The 4,438-nt window shown below is 56.7% G+C and carries 6 protein-coding genes and 1 pseudogene; 2 read left to right on the top strand and 5 right to left on the bottom strand.

The window, feature by feature from the left end; all coding sequences use genetic code 11:
• Positions 1 to 150 precede the first annotated feature (150 nt).
• Complete coding sequence (locus MYY08_RS06755; RefSeq protein ID WP_038626128.1) at positions 151 to 612, top strand: hypothetical protein; 462 nt, start codon at positions 151 to 153, stop codon at positions 610 to 612.
• Between the two features lie 78 nt (positions 613 to 690).
• Here MYY08_RS06755 and MYY08_RS06760 read toward each other — a convergent pair whose 3' ends face one another.
• The 5 genes and pseudogenes from MYY08_RS06760 to MYY08_RS06780 form a co-directional block, all read right to left on the bottom strand.
• On the bottom strand, positions 691 to 2,019 hold the full coding sequence (locus MYY08_RS06760) for an MFS transporter (RefSeq protein ID WP_038626130.1): 1,329 nt from the start codon (positions 2,017 to 2,019) through the stop codon (positions 691 to 693).
• A gap of 156 nt (positions 2,020 to 2,175) precedes the next feature.
• Positions 2,176 to 2,412, bottom strand: coding sequence for a non-oxidative hydroxyarylic acid decarboxylases subunit D (locus tag MYY08_RS06765; RefSeq protein ID WP_038626132.1), 237 nt, complete (start codon positions 2,410 to 2,412; stop codon positions 2,176 to 2,178).
• Between the two features lie 12 nt (positions 2,413 to 2,424).
• Positions 2,425 to 2,772, bottom strand: a pseudogene (locus MYY08_RS06770) (phenolic acid decarboxylase); the annotation flags it as partial.
• On the bottom strand, positions 2,745 to 2,909 hold the full coding sequence (locus MYY08_RS06775; RefSeq protein ID WP_288013850.1) for a hypothetical protein: 165 nt from the start codon (positions 2,907 to 2,909) through the stop codon (positions 2,745 to 2,747). The pseudogene MYY08_RS06770 and the gene MYY08_RS06775, both read right to left, overlap by 28 nt.
• A 21-nt stretch (positions 2,910 to 2,930) precedes the next feature.
• A complete protein-coding gene (locus MYY08_RS06780; RefSeq protein ID WP_038626136.1) occupies positions 2,931 to 3,518 on the bottom strand; it encodes a non-oxidative hydroxyarylic acid decarboxylases subunit B in 588 nt (195 codons plus the stop codon).
• Between the two features lie 246 nt (positions 3,519 to 3,764).
• On the opposite strand from MYY08_RS06780, the gene MYY08_RS06785 reads away from it, so the two are divergent.
• Positions 3,765 to 4,199: a MarR family winged helix-turn-helix transcriptional regulator gene (locus tag MYY08_RS06785; RefSeq protein ID WP_038626138.1), complete on the top strand. Its 435-nt coding sequence runs from the start codon at positions 3,765 to 3,767 to the stop codon at positions 4,197 to 4,199.
• Positions 4,200 to 4,438: the final 239 nt, after the last annotated feature.

Consider the following 4,438-nt stretch of genomic DNA (forward strand, 5'->3'; position numbering starts at 1 on the left):
CTGTTAAAATCTACAAGTCTTGTCTGGAAATATATTTGCTTTCACGCTTTTGTTTTTGATTTTGTCGCTTATTTTAGAACGATGAACATTGACGGGAAATAAATATGGATTATTATTTCCGCTGTCTGAAAATAAAGAAGGAACTGTTCAGTGAAAAAATTAACGACCGCCCTTATTTTAGCTTCCCTTACCTTTCTCCCTTTACAATCCGGTATCGCCTCGCCGGATAGCCGCCCCGCGCATGGCAAGCAACAACGTCCTGAAATTGCAGAGCAGGTCAAAGCCTGGCAGGGCGAAGAGGGCACGGAAGTCTGGATATTGCGCTACGGTCCGCGCGAAGAAAATAAAGCGCTGGTGCAGTTGGTAAATATCGATCACCCCTGGAATCGTAAGATTCAAATAATGGATGTGGTAAGGGAGAACAAAAAAAAGAAATATACCGTAACGCTTAACGGTAACAGGTTTGTCGTATTAAGCATGGATGGAACGAACATTGGCGAACTCTATTTGCCGAATGAGCCGCATCCTTATCGTATTAGCTACAGCGATCTGCTTTCAAAATATGGCAACGCCCAGCATTTTTTGACCGACTATCTGAGCCAGCAAAAATAATCTTTTTTTATCGCGCCCTGTTAAGAAGGCGCTTCCGCGCATGCGTCGGAAGGCGCCTTTTTATTTTACCAACGCGCGTCAGGCGGCCGTCAGCTGCGTGGCGACGCGCGAGGCGGCCAGCTTTTTCTCCGGTTGCAACAGCGTCATCGCCAGCATACTGGCGAAGGCGATCAGCGCCGTGGCGGTAAACATGGCGTTATAGCCGTAATGCTGCGCCAGCCAGCCGCTCAGCATCGGCGAGATAATCGACGCCAGGTTAGCGATCGCCAGCGTAATGCCGCTGTAGGCGCCGACGCTGGCGCGCGGCGTCACATCAATCACCACCGACCAGTAGACGTTATTGACCAGCGCGTTCAGCGCATTGCCCAGCGTCATCAGCGCGATAATAGCGCTTGCCGAGGGCATCCACGGGATCGCCAGAAAACAACTGCCGGCCAGCAGTAGCGTCACCGCGGCAAACAGGTTGCGCGCCAGGCGCAGACTGGCGAAGCGCCGTAGCAGCAGATCGGCGATACGGCCGCCCAGCAACACGGTAATGCAGGCGCCGCTCCAGGGGATCATCGCCACGTAGCCGAGCGCATGCAGATCGAAATGAAAGTTATCCATCAGATACTTCGGCGCCCAGGTGACCAGGGTAAAGGTGATATAGAGAAAAGAGAAGTAGCCCAGCGCATTGCACACCAGCGTACGGCTGGTGAAAAAGCGCCACCAGGGCAGCGGCGTGTCCTGGATTGGCTGTGCCTGCTGACCGTCGCGGATCAGCGCGCGCTCCGCCGCATTGACGCGCGGCTGATCCGCCGGCGTATCGCTGAAAGCGCGAGCGAACAGCACCATAGCCAGCAGCGACAACGCGCCAAGTAGAATAAACATCATCCGCCAGTCATTGGTCAGCAGCAGCAGCGTCACCGCCACCGGCGCGGTCAGTAGCGAGCCGACCTGGGTGCTGAGCAGGCCGATACCCAGCGCCATGCCGCGTTCGTTGTCCGGCGCCCAGTGGGCGATCGCCTTATTCATCAGGGCGTAGGCCGGGCCTTCGGCAAAGCCGAACATCACGCGCAGCGCGGCGAAGCCCATAATCGCCGAGCCGCCGAACAATGCCAGCCCCAGGTCGCCTGCCCAGGCGGTGAGGATCTCCAGCACAGACCAGAGCACGCCCGCCATCAGCCAGACCTTTCTGGTGCCGAAGCGATCGGCGAGAAAGCCGCCGCACAGCGATCCGAACAGATAGCCGAAGCCGAAATAACCCAGTACCGCGCCGAGCTGCACCTGGGTAAAGCGGTATTCTTGCGCGATGGCGCTGGCGGCGAAGGAGAGTGCGCCGCGATCGATATAGTTGATCAGCGCGATAAAAAAGAGCAGGGCGAAGATTTTAAAACGGTAGCGGCTGGCCGCAGCGGTTGTGCGCATAGCTTTTCTCCTGAAGAACATCGTCAGTTGCATTAAGCAAAGCGGATGCCAGCTATCGAAAAGCGGCGCGGAGGCGGGGTTAACGGACGTAAAGCGGCGCAGACTGCACCGGAGTTGGGCAGGCGCCCTGGCGAGAGGGCGCCCTGATGGCGCAGCCTAGCGCGCGTCGTCCGCTAAAAGCGGCGGAATGGCGGGCACTTCCGGCGCATTATCGATATCCTGCTGCGTCATGCGAAACGCCTGCGGATAGTGTTCGCGGCTGATGCGACGCAGCGGCTCGGTAGAGCGCCAGGTATAGAGACAGCGCTGGCACTGATGCACCGTCCAGACGCCCTCTACCGGCGAGGTCGCCATCAGTTCGATATGTTGGTCGCCACAGCGGGGACAGATCATGGGATTCTCCTTTTAGTTACGGTTGGCGAGCAGCGCATTGAGTTTTTCTACCCAGGCGCCGGTTTCCGGCAGATCTTTCACCGGCTGGCTGTAGTGGCCGCGATTATCCGGTGCGACAGGAGTGGTGGCGTCGATAATCAGCTTGTCGGTGATGCCCGCTGGCGACGAACCGGGGTCCAGCTCCAGCACTGACATATTCGGCAACTGCACCAGATCGCCCGCCGGGTTCACCTTCGACGACAGCGCCCACATCACCTGCGGCAGGTTGAACGGGTCGACATCCTCATCCACCATAATCACCATTTTCACGTAACCGAGACCGTGCGGCGTGGTCATGGCGCGCAGACCAACCGCGCGGGCGCGCCTTCGCCGATGCGTCCGGTGGCGTTGGCCGCCGCCGCCAAATCGGGCTCGGCCTGCACCTGCTCGCTGATTTTCAGCAGCTGTCCCTGTTCATCCAGCGCCTGTAAAAAGGAGCGCAAATCATCGTATGCCATAAGGTTCTCCTGAAAGGTAGGTTACTCGTTGTCCTGTTGCCGGGCGTGCGTCAGCCCCTGCCAGCGCCGGGCCTGCGGATAAGAGAGGCCGAACTGATCCAGCACGCGCGCCACGATATGATGGGTAATGTCTGCAACGGTAGCGGGGTGGTTGTACCAGGCGGGCATCGGCGGCACCATGGCGACGCCGAGACGCGACAGCGCCAGCATATTTTCCAGATGAATAGTGCTGAGCGGCGTTTCGCGCGGCACCAGCACCAGCTTGCGCTGCTCTTTCAGCACCACGTCAGCGGCGCGGCCCACCAGCCCGTCGGCGTAGCCAGCGCGGATGCCTGCCAGTGTTTTCATACTGCAGGGGATAATCACCATGCCGTCGGTTTTGAACGAACCGGATGAGATGGTGGCCGCCTGATCGCCAGGGCTATGGCAGACGTCAGCCATCGCGGCGACATCGTGCGCGCTCCACGGCGTTTCCAGCTCAATGGTGGTTTTCGCCCATTTCGACATCACCAGATGCGTTTCCACCTCCGGCATCGCCTGTAGCGCTTGCAGCAGCGCCACGCCTAACGGCGCGCCGGTTGCGCCGGTCATCCCGACAATCAGTCTCATCATTCCCCCTTTAATTTGTTCGTATGCGAACGAATACATTTACCTTAGGACGTCGTTATGTCGTTCGCAAGGAGGAAAACGTAAAAAAGTTCGTGCAAGAACAAAATGCCTGCCGCGCGCGATGTGGAAAGCGGAGCGTCAGGCGTAAAGCAGGGCGGCAAATAATTGTGAAATCAAACTATTATTCAATCCAATTGCTATCCAGCTTATACTTTGACTCTGTTGATCAATAAGGGATATTCGCCTATGCACCCGGTGCTGGACCGAGAAGCGTTTCATCTGATGCGGCAGCTGTTTCAGGAGCATACCGCCTGCTGGCAGCAGCTATTGCCCGATTTGACCAAGCCGCAATATTCGGTGCTGCGCGCGGTGGCGGATAAGCCGGGCATTGAGCAGGTTGAGCTGATGGATGCCGCCGTCAGCACCAAGGCGACGCTGGCGGAGATGCTTTCGCGGCTGGAGAAGCGCGGTGTTATCCGACGCGAACATGCGCCGGAAGATAAGCGTCGTCGTTTCGTCTACCTGACGGCGGAAGGTGAAGTGCAACTGAAACAGGCGATGCCGCTGGCAAATGAGGTGGACAGGGCGTTTCTTAGTCGTCTGACAGCGGATGAACAGGAAACATTTGTTCAGCTGCTTGGCAAAATGGCACGGACGAGTACGGAAAAACGCCAAGTGTAAACGTTACCAAAACCGCCATCAATTATTTTTCCTCAACATTTGCGCGCTAAAAGACGAGTATTCCACCGCTTTTCAGCGCGCGACTCCCACAGAAAATAAATAAAATTCTTTATTGCAGGCGCTGCTTTAGCAAAACGTGGGAATTTTCACCCCCCTTATAAAACAAAAATGACTATTTTCATTGCTGACGTTTTTTTTACGAGCTCAGAACCGCGTAAAAATTTCAACGTAGCGTGAAA

Origin of the sequence: Mixta sp. (assembly GCF_024610815.1) — a bacterium.
Classification (GTDB): Bacteria; Pseudomonadota; Gammaproteobacteria; order Enterobacterales; family Enterobacteriaceae; genus Mixta; species Mixta calida.